At 74.8% G+C, this 19,642-nt stretch carries 16 protein-coding genes and 1 pseudogene; 9 read left to right on the top strand and 8 right to left on the bottom strand.

Annotated features, from left to right (window positions below; all coding sequences use genetic code 11):
- Positions 1 to 827: 827 nt before the first annotated feature.
- Together ACFHW0_RS23545 and ACFHW0_RS23540 are read right to left on the bottom strand one after the other, a co-directional pair.
- Positions 828 to 3,947, bottom strand: a complete 3,120-nt coding sequence (locus tag ACFHW0_RS23545) for an AfsR/SARP family transcriptional regulator (RefSeq protein ID WP_416610853.1) — start codon at positions 3,945 to 3,947, stop codon at positions 828 to 830.
- Between the two features lie 354 nt (positions 3,948 to 4,301).
- Positions 4,302 to 5,108, bottom strand: coding sequence for a DedA family protein (locus tag ACFHW0_RS23540; protein WP_416610851.1), 807 nt, complete (start codon positions 5,106 to 5,108; stop codon positions 4,302 to 4,304).
- A 449-nt stretch (positions 5,109 to 5,557) separates the two neighbouring features.
- On the opposite strand from ACFHW0_RS23540, the gene ACFHW0_RS23535 reads away from it, so the two are divergent.
- On the top strand, positions 5,558 to 6,385 hold the full coding sequence (locus ACFHW0_RS23535) for an MOSC domain-containing protein (protein ID WP_416610849.1): 828 nt from the start codon (positions 5,558 to 5,560) through the stop codon (positions 6,383 to 6,385).
- Positions 6,386 to 6,391: 6 nt separating this feature from the next.
- Here ACFHW0_RS23535 and ACFHW0_RS23530 read toward each other — a convergent pair whose 3' ends face one another.
- From ACFHW0_RS23530 to ACFHW0_RS23515, 4 genes are all read right to left on the bottom strand, one after another.
- Positions 6,392 to 7,921, bottom strand: a complete 1,530-nt coding sequence (locus ACFHW0_RS23530) for a protein kinase domain-containing protein (protein WP_416610848.1) — start codon at positions 7,919 to 7,921, stop codon at positions 6,392 to 6,394.
- Between the two features lie 265 nt (positions 7,922 to 8,186).
- On the bottom strand, positions 8,187 to 9,035 hold the full coding sequence (locus ACFHW0_RS23525; RefSeq protein ID WP_416610846.1) for an SAM-dependent methyltransferase: 849 nt from the start codon (positions 9,033 to 9,035) through the stop codon (positions 8,187 to 8,189).
- A gap of 106 nt (positions 9,036 to 9,141) precedes the next feature.
- Positions 9,142 to 10,023, bottom strand: coding sequence for a helix-turn-helix domain-containing protein (locus ACFHW0_RS23520; protein WP_416610859.1), 882 nt, complete (start codon positions 10,021 to 10,023; stop codon positions 9,142 to 9,144).
- 155 nt (positions 10,024 to 10,178) lie between these two features.
- Positions 10,179 to 10,418: a DUF397 domain-containing protein gene (locus tag ACFHW0_RS23515; protein WP_416610844.1), complete on the bottom strand. Its 240-nt coding sequence runs from the start codon at positions 10,416 to 10,418 to the stop codon at positions 10,179 to 10,181.
- Positions 10,419 to 10,680: 262 nt separating this feature from the next.
- Here ACFHW0_RS23515 and ACFHW0_RS23510 point away from each other — a divergent pair, with 262 nt between their 5' ends.
- A complete protein-coding gene (locus ACFHW0_RS23510; RefSeq protein WP_416610843.1) occupies positions 10,681 to 11,331 on the top strand; it encodes a GGDEF domain-containing protein in 651 nt (216 codons plus the stop codon).
- A gap of 118 nt (positions 11,332 to 11,449) precedes the next feature.
- A complete protein-coding gene (locus ACFHW0_RS23505) occupies positions 11,450 to 12,100 on the top strand; it encodes a flavodoxin family protein (RefSeq protein WP_416610842.1) in 651 nt (216 codons plus the stop codon).
- Positions 12,101 to 12,103: 3 nt separating this feature from the next.
- Here the strand turns inward: ACFHW0_RS23505 and ACFHW0_RS23500 are convergent, their stop codons facing one another.
- Positions 12,104 to 12,586 carry a type II toxin-antitoxin system PemK/MazF family toxin gene (locus ACFHW0_RS23500; RefSeq protein ID WP_121397861.1) on the bottom strand — a complete coding sequence of 161 codons (483 nt, stop codon included), beginning with the start codon at positions 12,584 to 12,586 and terminating at the stop codon, positions 12,104 to 12,106.
- 88 nt (positions 12,587 to 12,674) lie between these two features.
- On the opposite strand from ACFHW0_RS23500, the gene ACFHW0_RS23495 reads away from it, so the two are divergent.
- The 5 genes and pseudogenes from ACFHW0_RS23495 to prfH all read left to right on the top strand — a co-directional run bounded on the left by ACFHW0_RS23495 (position 12,675) and on the right by prfH (position 17,086).
- Complete coding sequence (locus ACFHW0_RS23495) at positions 12,675 to 13,277, top strand: DUF4291 domain-containing protein (RefSeq protein WP_416610841.1); 603 nt, start codon at positions 12,675 to 12,677, stop codon at positions 13,275 to 13,277.
- Positions 13,274 to 13,957 (top strand): hypothetical protein, encoded by a 684-nt coding sequence (locus ACFHW0_RS23490; protein WP_416610840.1) that lies wholly within the window; start codon positions 13,274 to 13,276, stop codon positions 13,955 to 13,957. Before ACFHW0_RS23495 ends, ACFHW0_RS23490 begins: the two co-directional genes overlap by 4 nt.
- A gap of 95 nt (positions 13,958 to 14,052) precedes the next feature.
- Positions 14,053 to 15,006 carry a class D beta-lactamase gene (gene blaOXA, locus ACFHW0_RS23485; protein WP_416610839.1) on the top strand — a complete coding sequence of 318 codons (954 nt, stop codon included), beginning with the start codon at positions 14,053 to 14,055 and terminating at the stop codon, positions 15,004 to 15,006.
- Between the two features lie 213 nt (positions 15,007 to 15,219).
- Complete coding sequence (locus tag ACFHW0_RS23480) at positions 15,220 to 16,398, top strand: RNA ligase RtcB family protein (protein WP_416610838.1); 1,179 nt, start codon at positions 15,220 to 15,222, stop codon at positions 16,396 to 16,398.
- Positions 16,395 to 17,086, top strand: a pseudogene (prfH, locus tag ACFHW0_RS23475) (peptide chain release factor H). Before ACFHW0_RS23480 ends, prfH begins: the two are co-directional and overlap by 4 nt.
- On the opposite strand, the gene ACFHW0_RS23470 reads toward prfH, so the two are convergent.
- Positions 17,075 to 17,761 (bottom strand): macro domain-containing protein, encoded by a 687-nt coding sequence (locus tag ACFHW0_RS23470; protein WP_416610837.1) that lies wholly within the window; start codon positions 17,759 to 17,761, stop codon positions 17,075 to 17,077. The pseudogene prfH and the gene ACFHW0_RS23470 overlap by 12 nt on opposite strands.
- A 222-nt stretch (positions 17,762 to 17,983) precedes the next feature.
- On the opposite strand from ACFHW0_RS23470, the gene ACFHW0_RS23465 reads away from it, so the two are divergent.
- The gene (locus ACFHW0_RS23465) at positions 17,984 to 19,585 is read left to right on the top strand and encodes an ADP-ribosyltransferase domain-containing protein (protein ID WP_416610836.1); all 1,602 of its coding nucleotides are present in this window, start codon (positions 17,984 to 17,986) and stop codon (positions 19,583 to 19,585) included.
- Positions 19,586 to 19,642: the final 57 nt, after the last annotated feature.

Raw genomic sequence — 19,642 nt, 5'->3', positions numbered from 1 at the left:
GTTGGCACCCGCACCGAGGGGGATCGGCTACGCGGATGCAAGCACCGTCCGGCGCCCAAGGAACTCAGGGGATCTCCAGCGAGAACTGGAGGAGGGCTCTCCGGCGTCACCGGAGGAAAGATCAGATCAGCCACGTCGGCCGCACGTGTCCGACCTGTGCGGGCCGGAAGGGCCGGGCTGTGGCGCGAGGCGGGAGATGCCCTCACTCGGCTGCGCGGGGCGGGGGGTTGCCCTCACGTCGGCCGGACCATGTGTAACGACCACCGGCCCGCCATCATTCCGGCGGGGCCGCGGGCACGCCATGGGCCCGGCACCACCATCCCTGACGGGGCGGCCTGGCCTTGGCGGCGGTGGGCCATGCTCGGGTCTTCCTCGGCCGTACGCAGGGTGTAACGACCCCACCCCCGCCACGATTCCGCCCCCACGATGCCCCCGATCACACCCCCGAACCGGACACCCGGCCTCAATACGCCGTTCGAGGCGATCGACCACCGACGCCCCACCGAACGACAACCCCGAAGCCGGACAATCCACGCACCGGATCCGCCCGCACGTCCGAGATCTTGGTACGTAACGGCCCCTCCGAGGGCCCTTGCCTACCAAGATCTCCCGACCGACCGACCGACCGACCGACCGGCCCGACCGGCGGGCAGGCGGGCGGGCAGGCGGCGCGGGCGTCGATCATGCAGTTGTGGTGCCCCGCACAAGGTGCGATTCGGGGCACGATACCCACCACAACTGCATGATCGGCCACCACGGGCGGGCACGTCGAGAGCCACGCACCACGGCGACACGCAGCCCCACGACGGGCGACCGTGGCAACCGCCTCAGCACGCCTCCCGCAGCAACGGCTCCGCCTCCTCCTCGGTGCCGCCGAGGGCCTCCCGGACCTGCCGGGCCAGTAGGTGGTGCTGGGCGTCCCGGGCGATGCACTCACCGAGGCAGGCGTGACGCGCCGCCTCCGCGAGCCGACCGGCCGCCCGGTGGGCCGTGACGAGCCCGATGAGGGCGGAGACCTCGCCGCGCCGGTAGCCGATCTCCCGGCTGAGCCGCAGGGCGTCGTGCAGGAGCGCGATCGCCGAGCCCGGGCCGTGCAGGCCCAACGCGATCAGCCCGTGCGTGCTCAGGGACTCCGCCTCGACCCGGCGTCTGCCGATCGCACGCGCGATGCTCAGGCACTCGTCGGCGAAACGGAGGGCCTTGGCGTGGTAGCCGAGGTCGACGTAGGCGGCGGCGAGCTGGTCGAGGTCCGTGGCGACTCCGTAGAGGTTCCGCAGCTGCCGGCGGATCACCACGGCGCGGGTCAGGTGCACCACCGCCAGGGCGGGCCGCCCGAGCGCGCGGAGCCCGACGGCGAGGTTGTGCAGGGCGTTGGCGACGTCGTTGGTCGGCTGGTCGGCCCCGGCGAGGGCGGTGAACCCGGCCAGGGCCGTGTGCTGGGCGTGGAGCGCCTCGACGACCTGGTCGAGTTCGAGCTGGACCACGCCGAGGTTGCCGAGGCAGCTCCACTCGGCGTGCCGGTTGCCCAGTTCCCCGTAGAGGCGGAGGGCGTCCGCGTAGCACCTGCTCGCCTCCGCGAGGTTGCCTTCCTCCCGGTGCACGACGCCGAGGTTGTTGAGGATGGATGCCTGTCCGGCCCGGTTGCTTAGTTGGCGTTGGAGCACCAGCGCGGTGGCGAACCGTCGTCGGGCGTCGGAGTAGTCGGCGCGGCTGGCGCTGAGGGTGGCCAGGCTCAGCTCCATGGCGGCGACGCCGTGGTCGTCGCCCTCCCGACGCGCCTGTTCGAGACCCAGCTCGGCAACCTTGCGCCACTCCCCGTGCGCCCCCGTCTCCTGAAGGTGGCCGCGCATCCGGTCGGCGAGTTGCCAGGCGAGCCCGGGCGGGCCGTGCTGCGCCGAGTGGCGGACCGCGGCGAGCAGGTTGCCGTACTCGGTGTGGAACCACTGTGGGGATTCCGGTTCGTCCGGCGCGCCGGCGACCCGGGTCAGGGTGGAGGGCAGGGGTAGGAAGGCCATCCGCGGGAAGGCACGACGGGCGATGCTGTCGGCGGTGGCCAGGTAGGAGCCGAAGAGCCGGGTGAGGGCGGCGTCGCGTTGCTCGTCGCTGTCCTCGGTGCGGGACCGCTCTGCCGCGTAGAGCCTGATGAGATCGTGGGTGACGTACCAGCCGCAGTGCCCGGGACGCACGAGGTGGCCGGCGGCCAGCGTGCGCAGGAGAGCGTCGGCGTCGGCCCAGCCCGCCTCCAGCAGCGCCGCCACCTCCGACGTGGTGAAGCAGTCGACCGGTGCCGACGCCAGCAGCCGCAGCGCGCGCCGCTCCCCCTCGCCGAGCCGCCGGTAGGACGGCTCGATCGCGGTACGCAGCGCGACCTCCGGGTCGCCGGGCACCGACAGGCCGCCGAGCCGGTCCCCGTGGCGCAGTCGCCGTACGTAGTCGGACGCGTCGGACGGACCCGCCGTGGCCAGGTTGGCCGCCGCGATCCGCAGCGCGAGCGGAAGGTGGCCGCACAGCGCGGCCAGCTCGTCCACGACGCCCGGTGTGACGGTTATCGCATGCTCCCGGAACACCGAGGTCAGCAGGGCCGCGGCATCGGCCGGGGTGAGCGGGTCGAGGCTGACCGCCCGCCCGCCGTGCAGGGCCACGAGACCGCCGAGCGTGCTGCGGCTGGTCACGATCACCGCGCAGCTCGCCGTGCCGGGCAGCAGCGGCACGACCTGCTCGGCCGAGGCGGCGTCGTCGAGGACGAGCAGCACCCGCCGTTCGGCGAGCGCGGCCCGCAGCGCCGCGGCGCGGGCGTCGGTCGAAGCCGGTTGGGCGGAGCCGCGTACGCCGGCGTTGGTGAGCAGCTCGGCGAGGACGTCGGCCGGTCGGGCCGGGTCCGCCTGCTGCCCGCGCAGCCGCACGAACCACTGGCCGTCGGGAAAGAGCTCGCAGAGGCGGTGACCGACGTGGACCGCCAGGGCGGTCTTGCCGACGCCCGGCGCCCCCGAGACCGACACCAGCGGCAGGCGCCCCGCAGCAGCCGCCGCCGCGATGGATGCCTGGACGGCCGCCACCACCTCGGCGCGGCCGTGCAGCGTCCCGGGATCGGCGGGCAGCTGGAACATCGGGTTGGCCGGCGGCGCGGGCGCGGATGCCGCCGCGGGCGCGGGTGCTGCCGGTCGCGTGACCGTCGCGGCGGACGGGGGCGGTTGCCAGCGCAGCTCCGGATCCGACCGGAGGATGCACGTGCGCAGGTCCCGCAGCGCGGGCCCCGGGTCGAGACCCAGTTCCTCGGCGAGGACCATGGCCAACCGCTGGTAGGCGTCGAGCGCCTCGGCCTGCCGCCCGCTGCGGTAGAGGGCGAGCATCAGTTGCCCCCAGAACCGCTCCCGCAGCGGGCTGCGCCGGGTCGCCCCCCGCAGCTCGGCGACGATCTCGGTATGGCGGCCCAGGGCGAGTTCGGCGTCGAAGTACGTCTCCCTCGCGCGCTCCCGCCGCTCGGTCAGGGCCGGCACGTCCTCGCGGTGCAGCACCTCGGAAACGACGTCGGCCAACGGCTCACCGCGCCACAGCGCGAGGGCCCCGCGCAGCAGCTCGGCGCGCCGCCCCGGGTCTGCGGTCCGGTCCGCCGCCGCCAGCAGGGCGTCGAACCGGCCCAGGTCGAGGGCGTCGGGTGGCAGCTCGACGAGGTAGCCGTTGGCGCGGGTGACGATCAGCCCGCCCGGACGGTCGTCACCGACCAGGCCACGACGCAGCCGCCGGACGAGCGAGTGCAGGGACGCCTTGGCGTGGGCGGGCACCTCGTCGCCCCAGACCCGGTCGACGAGCGCGGGGACGCTCACTGTGTCGCCCCGGTTGAGCAGCAGCGTGGCCAGCAAGGCCCGCTGCCGGTTGGCCGGAACCGGTATCGCGCGCCCGTGCCGGCTCACGTGCAGCGCGCCGAGCACGCCGAAATCCCACTCCACGACAGCCCCCTGCGTCGCGCCGGGCTTGCCCCGTGACGCCGACCGAGAGCGACGGTAACACGACGCTCCGACACGATCGTCCGCTCGCGACACCGGGCGGACATCGACGCCCGTCCGACCCCTCGGGCCAGCGACAGCGGGTCCGAGGCGGCCGGTGCGACGGTGTCTCCGACAGCGAGGCGGAGCGGGTGACGCGGGTGGACCTCCGCCTCCCGGGGCCGATCGAGGTCGTCCGGGCGGGGTGCCCGCGGCGACCGGGAAGGACGCCTCGGCGACGGGCCGTACGGATCCCGAGGGCCACCAGGACGGGGACCCGGCGGGCGTGGTGACACCCGCCGTGGCCGCGCCACCGCCTCAGCGGGACAGGTCGCGGTCGGGTGCCTGCCCGTCCGAGTACGCGCTGCGGTAGATCGTGCCCCGCCCCGTCGGGTCCGGCGCGTAGGGCAGCGGGGCGGGGTCGACGGGCGGGACGGGTTCGACGTCCGCCGCCGCGCCGCGCCGCGCCCGGACGATTCGGGAGACCACGAACCAGCCGGCGGCCGCCACGCAGGCGACGATGACCACCTTCTGGAGCACGCCGGCGTACCCCTCGACCAGGTGCCAGTTGTCGCCGAGCAGGTAGCCGGCCATCACGAAGGTGGTGTTCCAGATCAGGCTGCCGAGCGTCGTGTAGACCGCGAAGGTCAGCACCGGCATCCGCTCCACGCCGGCCGGGATGGAGATCAGGCTCCGGAAGATGGGGATCATCCGGCCGAAGAAGACGGCCTTCACCCCGTGCCGCAGGAACCACTCCTCGGTGCGGTCGACGTCGCTGAGCTTGACCAGCGGCAGCCGCTGCGCGATCGCCCGGATCCGTTCCCGACCCAGCGCGGCGCCGATCCAGTACAGGGCGAGGGCGCCGATCAGCGAGCCGAGGGTGGTCCAGAAGATCGCGCTGACCACGCTCATCCGGCCCTGGCCGGCGACGAAGCCGGCCAGCGGCAGGATCACCTCGCTGGGGATCGGCGGGAAGAGGTTCTCCAGGGCCACGGCCAGACCCGCGCCCGGGCCGCCGAGCCGCTCGACCAGGCCGATGACGAAGCCGACCAGTCCGTCCTCGGGCGGCGCGGCCTCCCCGGTGGTGGAGCGGGAGGCGAGCAGGGCGTGCGTGGTACGAATCATGGCCCACACGCTACGAACCGATCCTGGGAGTCCGCCAACGGGCCGGCCCCCGCGTCCCGCGGACGGTCCACAGCGGCGGGATGCGGCAGACCACAGGGACCGTCCCGGTCCGGCGGGCCGCCCACGCGGCGACCTCGTCGGGCGATCCGACGGTACGCGACGACCTCGCCGCACAACCCACCGACAGCCTCGCCACCGGCCCACCGGCACACGACGACCTCGCCGCACGCCCCACCGGCACGCGACAGCTTCGCCGCAGGACCCACCGGGAACGCGGCGGGCCTCGTCGGGCGGCCCGGCGCCGGCCGCGCCGCCCGGCGAGTGGGTGCGCTCGTCGGGGCGGTCCGGATCGGGCATTCGCACTAGGGTGGCCCCGTGACGACCCGCACCACGATCGCCGACGCGGCCCCGATCCGGGTCGCGGCGCCCCGCGCCGGGACGGCGGCACGATGACCGGCCGGCTGGCGCAGCTGTGGCGCTACCCGGTGAAGTCGATGCTGGGTGAGCGGCTGCCCGCCGTCGACGTCGGCGTGGCGGGCGTGGCGGGCGACCGGCGGCTGGCCCTGCGGCACCGGGGCACCGGGCGGGTGGCCAGCGCGAAGCATCCCCGGCTCTGGCGCGACCTGCTCACGCTCCGCGCGGCCGGCGCCGCACCCGACCCGGTACGGATCACGCTGCCCGACGGGCGGTCGCTGTCCAGCCTGGACGCCGACGTCGACGACGTGCTGTCCCGGGTGCTCGACGTCCCGGTGACGCTGATCGACCGGCCGCCCGCCGGGGCGGTCCTGGACCGGGCCGACCCGGACGCGGTGCTGGCGGCCGGTGTCGCCGCCGAGGTGCCGGTCGAGGCCAACCCGCTGGGGGCGGCGGCGCCGGGCACCTTCTTCGACTTCGCCCCGGTGCACCTGGTCACGGCCGCCACCCTGGCCCGGGTGGCCGCCGAGCTTCCGGGCGGCACCGTCGAGGCGGTCCGCTACCGGCCCAACCTCGTGCTCGACGTCGACGCGGACGGCTTCGCCGAGAACGACTGGGTCGGCCGCGAGCTGCGCATCGGCCCCGAGCTGGTGCTGCGGATACTCGCCCCCACCCCGCGGTGCGCGGTGCCGACCCTGGCGCACGGGTCACTCCCCCGGCAGACCGAGGCGTTGCGCGTCCCGGCCCGCCTCAACCGGGTCGCGCCGCTGCCGCAGCTCGGCCCGCAGCCGTGCGTGGGCGCGTACGCGCAGGTGGTGCGAGGCGGTCGGGTGGAACAGGGGTCCGTGGTCGAGGTCGGCTGAGCCGGTTCAGTCGTCGTCCTCGTCGTCGTCCTGCGACGGCGTCTTGAGCCGGTCGAGCAGGGCGTCGAGTCGGGCCGCCGTGTCGGGCGGGATCTGTCCCTCCTCGGCTGCCTCGGCGAGGCGCTCCCGCAGCTGCTCGACCCGCTTGGCCCGGTCCTTCTGCTTGCCCCGGCTCAGGTCCGCGAGCTTGTCCCGTAGCCCTTCGACCGTCTTGCGGTCGATCTCGCCGCGGGCCTGCGCCCAGGCGAGCACCGCGGCGAACTCGGCGACGAACTGCGGCAGGCCGACCGGGTCGGGCCTTGCGGTCACCGGCGGCGGGGTGGAGGTCCTGGTCGGCGGCGGCGTCGGTCTGGCCGAGGTCGGGTTCGCGGCCGGTGTGCTGGTGGCGGGGGCCGCCGCCGGTGGCGGACTTCCGCCGTCGCCGAGGACGAGCGCCCCGACGAGCCCGACGAGCAGCGCGACGCCGACGGCGACCAGTGCGGTGACGGGCCTGTTGCGCGCCGTCCCCGCGCCGCCGGCCGGGGCGGGACGGCCGGGGCGGGCGACCACGGGATGGCGCCCACCCGGCGCGGCCGGGTACGCCACCCCGGCGCGGCCGGCGCCGGCGGGGTGCGGGGACGGCGGTGCGCGGTCGATCAGGGTCGGCGGGTGCGCGGCGCCGGCGGACACGGTCGGCAGGACGGCCGTGGGCGGGTGGGCCGGCGCCTGCGGGCCGAAACGGGCGGCGAGCTGGGCCGCGCTCGGCCGGCGCGCCGGATCGGTGGCCAGGCAGGCGAGGGTCAACTCGGCGATGGCGGGCGGCAGCCCGGGGACCCGCGGGGGCGGCACCGGCGGGTGCCCGGCGTGCACCTCCAGCGCGTCCTCCCAGGTCTGCACGGGCAGCGGGGCCCGGCCGGTGAGGGTGCGGTAGAGCAGCGCACCCATGGCGTAGACGTCGCTGGCCGGGTTCGGCGGCCCGGGCCGCATCCGCTCCGGGGCGAAGTACGCGGGCGTGCCCATCAACAGCTCGCCGGTCTGCCCCGCCCGCGGGTGGTGCGGCCCGGCGAGCGCGGCGATGCCGAAGTCGAGCACCTTGGCACCGGTCTCGGTGAGCATGACGTTGCCGGGCTTGACGTCGCGGTGCACCACGCCGATGCGGTGGGCGGCGGCGAGCGCCGCGGCGACCTGGCCGGCCATCCGCACCGCCTCCGGCCACGGCAGCGGCCCGGCGTCGAGCCGGTCGGCGAGGCTGCGCCCCTCCACCAGCTCCATCACCAGGTACGGCACGACGATGCCGCCGTCCAGGGCCGCCTCGCCGTAGTCGTACACCTGGGTGACGTGCGGGTGGGTGAGCCGCGCGGCGGCGCGGGCCTCGCGCTGGATGGTGGCCCGCAGCTGCGGGTCGGTGGCGAACTCGCGGGTGAGGGCCTTGACCGCGACGGGGCGGTGCAGCACCTCGTCGTCGGCGCGCCACACCTCGGACATCCCGCCGAGGCCGATGCGCTCGCGCAGGACGTAACGGTCGTGCAACCGCAGGGTGGGCGAGAACGGCGACATAGCCGTTCAGTCTGCCCTGCCGGCGGGGCCGGCCACCAGCGCGGTGCCCGGTTACGGGCCGGTCGTCGCGGTTCGGGCGGCGACGACCGGCCCGCACCGACGGTCAGGGGCAGCGCGGCGCCGGGACGACCGGCCCGCACCGACGGTCAGGGGCAGCGCGGCGGGGGCGACCGGTGGCGGCTGGATGGGGTCGGCGAGCCGGCGCAGGCCGACGGGGCCGGCCCGGCCTGCGGCGGTCGGGGCCGGCGGGCGTGCAGGCGCGCGGTCAGCCCTTGCGGGCCACCCCGCCGTACATGCTGACCTCGGCCGCCGCCGGGCGGGGCTGCGGCGCGTCCTCGGCACGCCACTCGGCGACCGAGGTGACGCCGGGCTCCATCAGCTCCAGCCCGTCGAAGAAGCGGATGAACTCGGCCCGGGTGCGCAGGTTGATCAGGCCGTGCGGGCTGCCGCCGCGGGCCGCCGCCTTCGCCTCCTGCGCCACGTGCGGGGGCAGGTAGTCGTGGGTGGCGTGCGAGGCCGCCAGGTAGCTGCCCGGCGGCAGCGCGTCGAGCAGCCGCGTGACCACGGCGTACGGGTCGTCCTCGTCGCCGACGAAGTGCAGGATCGCGACCAGCATCAGGCCGACCGGCCGGGACAGGTCGATGGTGCGCAGCAGGTCGGGGTGGCGCAGGATCCGCTCCGGGTCGCGCAGGTCGGCGTCGATGTAGGCGGTGGCGCCCTCGGGCGAGCTGGTCAGCAGCGCCCGGGCGTGCGCGAGCACGATCGGGTCGTTGTCGACGTAGACCACCCGCGACTCGGGGGCGATCGCCTGCGCGACCTCGTGGGTGTTGTCGGCGGTCGGGATGCCGGTGCCGATGTCGAGGAACTGACGGATGCCCGCCTCCCGGGCGAGGTGACGCACGGCCCGCTGGAGGAAACGGCGGTTCTCCAGCGCGGCGGTGCGGATGGTCGGGAAGGACGCCGCCACGATGTCGCCGGAGTCCCGGTCGGCCTGGAAGTTGTCCTTGCCGCCGAGCCAGTAGTTGTATCGGCGCGCGGGGTGGGCCACCGAGGTGTCGATGCGGTCGCTCGGGTGGGCGGGGCCGGTCGTCGTACCCGGGGAATCGGTGGTCAAGGCAGCCTCCACGACTCTGCGCCACCCGCGACGGGGGCGTCCGTCCACTGTCGCCGGTCGGCGACCATGGTAGCCGCACCGCCACCCGGGCGAGACCCCGCCGTGGTCACTCCGGGTAGAGGTCGTCCAGGATCGCGCCGAGGATCTCCGGCGTACGCTCCGGCGGCTCGGCCTCCACGCAGAGGCGTTCCATCGCCACCGCGTAGTAGTCGAGGTCGTCGCGCTTGTCGAGGTAGAGCGCGCTGGTGAGCTGTTCGATGTAGACGATGTCGGGCAACTCCCGGTCACCGAAGCGCAGGATGGTGAAGGCCCCGCCCGCGGCGGCGTGCCCACCGGCGGCGAACGGGATGACCTGGAGCCGGATGTTCGGCGACTTGGTGGTCTCGATCAGCGCCGCCACCTGCTCACGCATCACCCGTGGGCCACCGATCGGCCGGCGCAGCGCGGCCTCGTCCACCACCGCCCAGAGCTGCGGCGGGTTCTCGCGGTGCAGCAACCGCTGGCGCTGCATGCGCAACGCGACCCGGCGCTCGATCTCCGCCGGGGCGGCCCGGCCGTGCCCGAGCAGCACCACCGCCCGGGCGTACTCCCGGGTCTGGAGCAGGCCGGGGACGAACTGGACCTCGTAGCTGCGGATGAGCGCGGCGGCCGCCTCCAGCCCGAGGTACGACTGGAACCAGTTCGGCAGGACGTCGCCGTAGCGGTGCCACCAGCCCGGGCTGTTGGCGTCGCGGGCGAGCTTGAGCAGCGCCTGCCGCTCCTCGGGCGCGGTGACGCCGTAGAGGGTGAGCAGGTCCGCGACGTCGCGCTCCTTGAAGCCGACCCGGCCCAGCTCCATCCGGCTGATCTTCGACTCGGAGGCGCGGATCTCCCAGCCGGCGCCCTCCCGCGTCACCCCGCTGGACTCGCGCAGCCGGCGCAGCTGGGCGCCGAGCAACATGCGCAGCACGGTCGGGCCGGTCCCCGGACCGCCCTCGGCGGGACCCATCGTCACAGCCGACCTCCACATGCCGGTTCGTGCCGACCAGGTGCCCTTCCGCGGCCGACGCGTAAGCATGCCATGAACCGTGAGTGAGGTGAACTTCCTCGGTGCGGACAATCCGTCCCGGTCATCGGGACGCGCTCGCCGCCGGCAGGCGGACGTCAGGCGATCAGGTTGTCGAAGTCCCCGTCGCGGGCGCCGAGCACGAAGGCGGCGATCTCGTCCACCGTGTAGATCAACGCCGGCCCCTCCGGGTGCCGGGAGTTGCGCAGTGCGATGCCGGCGCCGCCGGGCAGTTCGGCCAGCTCGACGCAGTTGCCGCTGGGATTGCTCCGGCGGCTCTTCTGCCAGGCGAGCGGGGGCAGCTGGTTGGTGGGAACGCCGTTCGGAGGCTGTTGCATGGAGGTCTTTCTCTCGCGAGCCCCGCGACGCCGGGCAGCGGTGCCTGACAGAGGGGGCACGATATCGACGAAGGGGCTTCCTGCACGTGCATCTGCTATTGCATCTGCATCGGACAGCGAGCATGATAACGCACGTGAACAGTGCCCATCTGTTCACTCTGAGTCACCTGACCTGGGCTGCGACCAGGAAGGACGGGGCCCGATGCGCGGGCGCGGACCGCCGCGCGCGAGGGCCGGCGGCATCGTGCTGATGGGAGGTCTCGTGCCGGATCCGTTGACCATCGCGTCCGGCATCTGTGCCGCCGGGGCACTCGCCACCTCCTGGCAGCTGCGCCGCCGCGCGATCCAGGCCGAGGTCGAGATCAGGCAGCTCCAGGCCGAGCTCGCCGCCGAGCGGCACGCCGCCAGCCACGACCCCCTGACCGGCCTGCCCAACCGCCGCGCGTTCTACCGCCTGGCGGCCACGCTGCTCACCGACGCGGCCGGGCAGCCGCTGATCGCCGTGGTGCTCGACCTCGACGACTTCAAGCAGATCAACGACCGCTACGGCCACGCCGCCGGCGACCAGGTGCTGGTCAGCGTCGCCCAACGGCTCGCCGCCTTCGCCGGCGACAATCTGGTCGCCCGCCTCGGCGGCGACGAGTTCGCCGGACTGCTGGCCAGCCCGACGATCGACCGGCGGTGGATCGAGCACGCCACCCGGCGGCTCTGCGACAGCCTCGCCGCGCCGATCCCGCTGGGCGGGCTCAGCGTCCGGGTGACCGCCTCCGTCGGGCTCGCCCCCGTCACCGGGCCGGGGCAGCTCACCGAGGCGCTCGACCGCGCCGACGCCGCGATGTACCGGGCCAAGAGCCTCGGAGTGGCCCGCCCGCCCCGGCAACTCGTCGACACCGCCCACCTGGCGGAGTGCTGAGCGCGCACGTCGCGCCGCCGGATCGCCGGTCGGGACACGACGCGTTTCGACGTGTCTCGCGCCGGATGCCGGGTATGCCGGCAGGGTCAGCGCCGCACCGGCCGAGGGAGGAACCACCGTGGCGAGCATCCGGGCCCTGGTCCTGAACTGCACCCTCAAACGCTCCCCCGCCCCGTCGAGCGCCGAGGTGCTCGGGCGCGAGGTGCTCGACGCCCTCGCCGACCAGGGCGTGGCGGGCGACCTGATCCGGGTCGTCGACCACGACGTGCGCTTCGGCGTCTCCACCGACGAGGGCGACGGCGACGGCTGGCCGGGCATCCGGTCCAGGCTGATGGCCGCGCAGATCCTCGTCATCGCCACGCCGATCTGGCTCGGTCAGCCGTCCGCCGTGTGCAAGATGGTCCTCGAACGGCTCGACGCCGAGCTCTCCGAGACCGACGCCGAGGGCCGGTTGCTCACCTACGGCAAGGTGGCCGGGGTCGCGGTCGTCGGCAACGAGGACGGCGCGCACCACACCATCGGCGAGGTCCAGCAGGCCCTCAACGAGGTCGGTTTCACCTGCCCCGCAGCGGGCGCCACCTACTGGGTCGGCGAGGCGCTGCACAAGGTGGACTACATCGACGCCCGGTCCAAGCCCGACACCACGGGACGCACCACGAAGGCGCTGGCGCTCAACAGCGCGCACCTGGCCCGGCTGCTGGCCGAGCAGCCGTACCCGCCGCCGGACGCCCACGCCGCCGGGATCGGCCCGAGCCGCGAGCCGGCCTGACGGTCAGCGCCAGCCGTAGCCGGCGCGCAGCGCCCGCCCGACCCGGTCGAAACGGGCCCGGTCCAACACCGCGCCCTCCCGGCGGATGCCGTCCTCCCGCATGGTCAGCACCCGGTCCAACCGCACCCAGCTCGGCCGGTTGTCCCGGTCCCACTCGCCCGGACCGAGCGCGAGCCAGTGCCGCTGCCCGTCGCGCTCGGCCTGGCTGGACAGCATCAGCCCGAACAACGTCCGGCTGTGCCGGCCCACCACCAGCACGGGGCGGTCCTTGCCCTGACGCGGGTCGTCCTCGTACGGCACCCAGGTCCAGACGATCTCGCCCGGATCGGCGTGCCCGTCGAGCTCCGGGGCGTACGCCAGTTGCCGGCGCTGCAACGCGGCGACCTGGCGGGGGCGGGCGACCTGCGCCGGGCCCGGCCGGGGCCGGCGCGGCGACGGGATCACCCCGCCGATCCGGGCCGCCACGCTCCTGAGAAGACCTGCCACGACCGGCAGCCTATCCCCCGTCGTGGGCGCCGGCCCGGGCGGGACAATCCGGTGGACCGGGCCCGGACGATCGGTCAGGATCGGCGCCATGCCGGTCCCCGCCCACCAGGTTCGCGCCCACTTCACCGCCGACACCGTGATCGTGTACCAGGCGTACCCGCCGGAGATCGCCCGCCCGGCGCTGGCCGCCGGCCGCTTCGTCCCGCCGTTCAGGCGGGAGCGGATGACGTGGATCAAGCCGTCGTTCCGGTGGATGATGTACCGCTGCGGCTGGGGCACCAAGCCCGGGCAGGAGCGGGTGCTGGCCGTCGAGATCACCCGCGCCGGCTTCGAGTGGGCGCTGGCCAACTCGTGCCTGAGCGGCTTCGACCGCGACCGCCACCCGGACCGGGAGGACTGGTCGCGACGGCTGCGGGCCAGCCCGGTGCGGGTGCAGTGGGACCCGGAACGGTCGCTGCGCCTGGCTCCGCTGCCGCACCGGTCCCTCCAGGTGGGGCTCTCCGGCGAGGCGGTGCGCCGGTACGTCGACGAGTGGCTGGTCGGTCTCAGCGACGTGACCCCGACCGCCCACGCGGTGCGCGCGGCGCTCGACGCCGGCGACGACGCCGCCGCCGGGGCGCTGCTGCCCCCGGAGCGCCCGTACCCGCTGCCGCCCGACGTGGCCGCCGTGATCGGCGCGTCCACGCCGTGACCGGGCCCCGTACCCCCGGCGGACGCCGGTCCGCCTCCGCCCGCCACGCGCCACGGCTCCAGCCGGTGCTCGAGGTGGGTCGCCTCGACGACTTCCCGCTCTGGCCGGTGGCCGACGTCGGGCCGTGGCTGGCGCTCTCCGACGCCCTGACCCCCGCCGAGGTGGGCGCCGCCGTGGCCCGGATCGCGGCGTACCACCACCTCGACGACCGCACGGTGTGGCCCGGGGGCGACGATCCGCTGACCGCCGTGCTGCCGGTGGTGGCGGCCGGCCCGGAGCCCGGTTCCCTGCTGGTGCCCGGCGGCCTGCGCCTCACCGACCCGGCGACGGGGGCACGGGTCGACCCGGGCTGCTGCAGTGACCTCAACGAATGGCGCGAGTGGTACGAGATCCCGGCGGGCCGCTCACCGGACCTGGGCCACGACCCCGGCCCCTGGGTGGAGCGGCGCCCCGACGGCACGGTCCGGGTGTGGGCGGACGAGGAGGGCAGTTCCTGGGTGGACGTCCCCGTCGACGAGCTGACGGGGCTCGTCGACGGCGTCCGGGCGGACCTGGCCGGGTTCCTGCGGGCGCTGCGGAGCTGGGCCGACGACGTCGCTCCCGCCCGAGCGGACGAGCTGGTCGCGAACCTGGACCGGCACCTGCGGGTGTCGGAACCGGACGCCCCGGCGAGGCCGTGAGCCGACCGGCGGCGCGGGTGGTCGGGCGGCGCCGTACCCCCTGGCACGTGCTTCACTGGGGGTGTCGGTGCCGGCACGGACGGGGGCGGTGGCGGGTGGTCCTCGAGACACGGATGCGGAGCCTGGCCGCGCCGCCGACGGCGGTCGGCCCGGGCACCCGCCCCCGACGGCGCGTCGCGGCCGCCGCGGCCGCCGCCCTGCTCATGCTGGCCGGCGCGACCGGTTGCACCGGCGGCGGGCGCTCGCAGCCGCCGCCGGCCGACGCCGCGTCCGCCACCGCCGCCACGGGCCCGTCGCCCACGCCGACCGCGCCGGCCGTCGAGGTCCGCGACGACCTGGCAGGCCTGTTCCGGCAGGCCGGCCTCCGGGGCACCTTCGTGATGTACGACGTGGCGGCCGGACGCGTCGTCATGGTCGACCGGGAGCGGGCCGAGCGGCGCTTCGTACCCGCCTCGACGTTCAAGATCGCGCACAGCCTGATCGCGCTGGAGACCGGCGTGGTGCGCGACGAGCGGGAGAAGGTCCCGTACGGCGGCGGGCCGCAGCGCGTCGCCGCCTGGGAGCGGGACATGGGGCTGCGCGACGCGGTCCGGGTCTCCAACGTGCCGGTGTTCCAGGAGCTGGCCCGCCGCATCGGGCCGGACCGGGAGCGGGAGTGGCTGCACCGGCTCGGCTACGGCAACGGCGAGGTCGGGCCGGCCGTGGACCGGTTCTGGTTGACCGGGCCGCTGGAGATCTCGGCCGACGAGCAGGTGCGGTGGCTGGCCCGGCTGGCCCGGGGCGAGCTGCCGGCCGACCGGGGGCACCAGGCCACCGTCCGGGAGATCCTGCGCCTGGAGCGCATCGCCGGGTACGCCCTGTACGGCAAGACCGGCTGGACGGACGCCACCGACCCGGGCACGGGATGGTGGGTCGGCTGGGTCGAGCGCGGCGACCGGCTGTACTGCTTCGCGCTGAACGTGGACGTCCGCGCGGAGGGCGACGCCGACAAGCGCCTGCCGCTGGCCCGGCAGCTGCTGCACCGCCTCGGCGCCCTGCCCGCCCCCTGACCGCCGCGCGCCGTCGCGGCGACCAGGGGCTGCCGGCGGGGCGTCGCACAGGTCGCCGGCGCGGCGGAAAGTCGGTTGCCGCAGGCGGTCGGCTCCGGGATGGTGTCGTCCATGACGTTCTGACGGGCAGCATCCCCATCGCCGAGGCGCGCGGCACCGACCGGTGTCGTGGTGCCGTCCGTCCATTCCCGTTTCCGCGAGAAGCGAGCGTCCTTGTCTCAGCACCAGTCCCCGCCGCAGTCCACCCCGGCCACCGTCACCGTCTTCGCCTCCCCCGCGAGCTGGATCGAGTCCGAGGCCCTGACGCAGTGCCGGCAGGTGGCCGCCCTCCCCGGCATGATCCACGTCGCCGCCATGCCGGACCTGCACCCGGGCAAGGGTGCCCCCGTCGGCGCCGCCATGGCGTCGACCGTGCTCTACCCGTTCCTGGTGGGCTCCGACATCGGCTGCGGCATCGCCGTGTTCCCCATCAGGCTCAAGCGGGCCGTGCCGGAGCGGCTCGCCGCCCGCTTCCCCGACCTCGACCGGCCGCTCGACCCCGAGCGGGACGCCGACGACCCCGCCTGGGCCGTCGTGGCGGGCGACATCCCCGCCGGTCACGTCGACGGGCTCGGGACGGTCGGTCGGGGCAACCACTTCGTCGAGCTGGCGCGCGTCGACACGGTCTTCGAGCCGGGGCACGCGAGTCGTCTCGGGCTCGACGCCGGCGATCTCGTGCTCGTCGTCCACACCGGCTCCCGGGGTCTGGGCGAGCGCATCCTGCGGGCACACACCGAGGTCCACGGCGCGGGCGCCGCCCCTGATCCCGCCGCCTACCTGGCGGCGCACGACGACGCCGTACGGTGGGGCTCGCTCAACCGGCGGCTGCTGGCCGCCCGGGTCGCCCACGCCCTGGGGGCCACGCCCACCGAGCCCGTCGTCGACCAGTGCCACAACCTGTTGGAGGTCCACGACGGGATCTACCTGCACCGCAAGGGCGCGGCGCCGGGCGACGGCCGCGACGTGCTCGTCGCCGGCACCCGGGGCACCGCCTCCTACCTCGTGGCCGCCCACGCCGGTCCGGACGCCAACCACTCGGTGGCGCACGGCGCGGGCCGCAAGATGTCCCGCGCCGACGCCCTGCGGCGCAGCCGGGCCAAGCACACCGTCGAGGAACTGCGGCGCACCCCGGTGGGGTCGCTGGTGGTGTGCGGCGACCGCCAACTGCTCTTCGAGGAGGCGCCCACGGCCTACAAGCGCATCGAACGGGTGATCGCGGATCTCGTCGACCACGACCTGGCCACGCCCGTGGCCACCACGGTCCCCCTGGTCACCTACAAGACGCCCGACGCCGGCTCCTCCACCACCCGGTCCGAGCGTCGCGACGACCGCCGCAGGCGGGGTCGGGCATGAGCCTGCACCTGCTCGTGTCCGCCGGGCGTGGCCCGCAGGAGTGCGCCTGGGCGCTGGCCCGGCTGCTGCGCCGCCTGGAAGACGAGGCCGCCCGACAGGGCCTGACGACCCACCGGGTCCGGACCGTTCCCGGCGAGCGGCCCGACACCTACCGGTCGGCCCTGATCCGGATCTGCGGCGGCGGCGCCGAGGCGTTCGCCGCCGCGTGGACGGGCACCCTGTGCTGGCAGCCCCCAGCCCCTACCGGGCGAGCACCGGCCGGAAGAACTGGTACGTCGTCGCCCGGCCGTGCCAGCTCGACACCCCGACCACGTCGTTCGCGGAGGCGGACGTCGACATCGTGGCCTGCCGTACCGGCGGCCCCGGCGGCCAGCACCGGAACAAGGCCAGCACGGCGGTACGGGCGACCCACCGCCCGTCGGGCATCGTCGTCGTGGTCGACACCGAACGGCAGTTCAGCCTCAACCGCCGCCTCGCCCTGCAGTTGCTGCGGCAGCGGATCGCAGACGACGACGAGGCCGCTGAGCGCGCCGTCGTCACCGCCCGATGGCGTATCCACGACGAACTCGTCCGCGGCGACCCCACCCGCGTCGAACGCCCGGAACCGTCGGGGCAGGCGGCGGGCCCACCGCGGCGGCGGCGAGACCGGGGGCGCTCCCCCCGCCGCCGGGACGCGTCAGCCTCGTGAACGGCGGGAGCCGGACGCCGCCGGCACCGTCACCCGCACCCGCTCCTCCTCCGGGCGGCTGCCGATGTCGTCGAGCTGCTCGCAGATGGTCCTCCGCAGCTCGTCGTAGTCGCGGAAGTGGCAGTCGTTGAACAGCGTGTAGCCGGTCCACATCAGGTTGGCGCAGACCCGCGCCGGCACCCGGCCGGTCGCCGCGCCCATGCCGACCAGCGCCACCGACGCGATGCTGCCCGGCTCCTTCTCGTTCTGCGTGTGGATGGCCTGGAACGCGGCGGCGCACGCCAGCGCCACGTTCAGCGTCTCGCTCACGTCCTGCGCCGACTGATCCATGGTCGGCGTCGAGATCAGGAACCTGGGGTTGGTGGCCCCCGACGGCACGCAGACGGCGCTGCCCACCGGCATCGCTCCGCCGAACCGGTCGCGGATCGCCCGCTGGACGCGCAGCTGGATCCCCGCCCCGAGGTGCCGCTTGACGACCGCGTCGACGCCGCCGTCCATCCGTCCCCGGGAGTTGGTCGGGCTGACCCAGGCGTCGGCCTGCCGGGTGAGGATCGACCCCTTGTGGATCTCGACCTCGGGGGTGTCGGCGAACGCCGCGCGCCACGCCTGCACCACCTTCGCGTTGACGTCTGTCAGCACCACCCTGAGCAGCGGCTTCTCGCGGTCGACGGTCATGGCTCACTCCGGTGGGGAAGGGGTTCTCTCCGACGTGGAGCACGCTATCGCCGCCCACCGACAACCTTTCGCGTCGCGCCACGGCGTCCAGCACCGCGACCGCCGGCGCTGGGCCCACGCCGGTCGCCGGCGCCGTAACTGTCGCCCGCGGGCGGCAGAATGCCCCCACCTCGATCACCCGTGCCGTCGGACCGGCACGGCCCGCCACTCCCGGAGCCCGCGATGAGCGACACCACCGCCCCCACCCCGCCCGACCCGAACGACCCGCTGGCCCTCGCCGGCCTGTTCACCGGCGGCGGCGAGCCGTGGCTGCCGCTGGTCAAGCCGGTCATCGAGGCGCAGCCGGACGCCGCCACGTTCGTCGGCCCGGGCCGCAGCCCGATGGTCGTGCCCGTGCGGGAACTGACCTTCCAGGCGCTCAAGCCCAACCCGCCGCACAAGTGGAAGGTCGTCGTCTTCGGGCAGAACCCGTACCCGCGCAGCGAGAGCGCCACCGGCATCGCCATGTTCGACAACACCTTCCACGACTGGGACGACAGCCGGTTCGGCAGGGTCGTCACCATCCGCTGCATCATCAAGGCGGCGGCGATGTGGAAGCACGGCATCGCCAAGAAGACGCCTATCGCCGACGTCCGCGCCCTGCTGCGGGAGCACGACACGGTGCAGCCGCCGGAGTGGTTCCAGGCGATGCTCACCCAGGGCGTGCTGCTGTTGAACGCGGCGCTCACCGCCAGCGGCGACGGGGCGATGGCCACCGACCGGCACACCGCGTTCTGGCGGCCGGTCGTCGAGGCCCTGGTCGAGGAGATCCTGAAGGCCAAGCAGCACGCCGACGAGGAGGACCGGGGCGTGGTGTTCGCGTGGTGGGGTGCGCACGCGCGCAGCCTCAAGCGGGTGGTGCAGCGGCTCGAGAAGAAGTACCCGGACGTGGAGGTCCGCCACATCGACCACCCCAACCCGGCGGCGCAGGGCGACATATTCTGCGACGGGAACCACTTCGCCGACGTCAACGAGGCGCTCAGGACGCTGGGCGCCGACGAGATCGACTGGCTGCCTCGCAAGGGATGGAACGCGGGCGGCACCAACGCGGACACGGCCGAGCGCATGGGGGCGTTCATCGCCTCCACGATGGAGTTGCACAAGCTCTACCTCGAACGGCTCGCCAGCGTCAAGGACGAGGGCCTGGCCCTTCCCGCGATCACCGGCGTGTCCGACACCCCGTTGATGGACTTCCGTGCGGCCGTCGCCCCGGTGGCCGCGCTGCTGCCCGGGCTCGACCGGCACGTCGAGCAGTCACACCGGTTCGGCGAGAAGCAGGTGGACGGCGGGGCCGACGGCCTCTCCGCCGACGAGGTCGCGGCCCTCTACCTCTACACCTGCGAGTCGGCGTTCTACCGGCAGATCAACGCCACGCTGCGCGACCCGGACCGCAGTCGGATCGTCCCGTACCTGCCGTACCTGCGGCTGCTGTTCTCGGCCGTGTCACGGCTCCCGACCCGCACGGAGCCGCTGTGGCGCGGGGTGTCGCTGGACCTGCGGGCGCAGTACCCGCTCGGGCAGACCGTGACGTGGTGGGGCGTCTCGTCGTGCACGTCGAAGCTCGGCGTGGCCCAGGCGTTCCTCGGCGGTCGGGGCAAGCGGACGCTCTTCGAGGTGCTGCCCGTACGGGCCGTGGGCATCCGGCGGTTCTCCGCCTTCACCGGCGAGGAGGAGCTCATCCTGGCGCCCGGCACGCGGCTCAAGGTGACCGACGTGAAGACGGAGCGCAACGGCCTGTGCACCGTCCGGCTGACGGAACTGGCCGAGGAGCGCATGGTGGCGTGAGCGGCCGGCGGCAGGCGGGACCGCCCGGCGGGCGTGGCGTCGGAGCGCCGGCTCCAC

The sequence above is a fragment of the Micromonospora sp. LOL_025 genome, from assembly GCF_048060285.1.
Taxonomy (GTDB): Bacteria; Actinomycetota; Actinomycetes; order Mycobacteriales; family Micromonosporaceae; genus Micromonospora.
The sequence above is the reverse complement of the archived record's forward strand: the minus strand, read 5'-3'. Positions and strand labels throughout refer to the sequence as shown.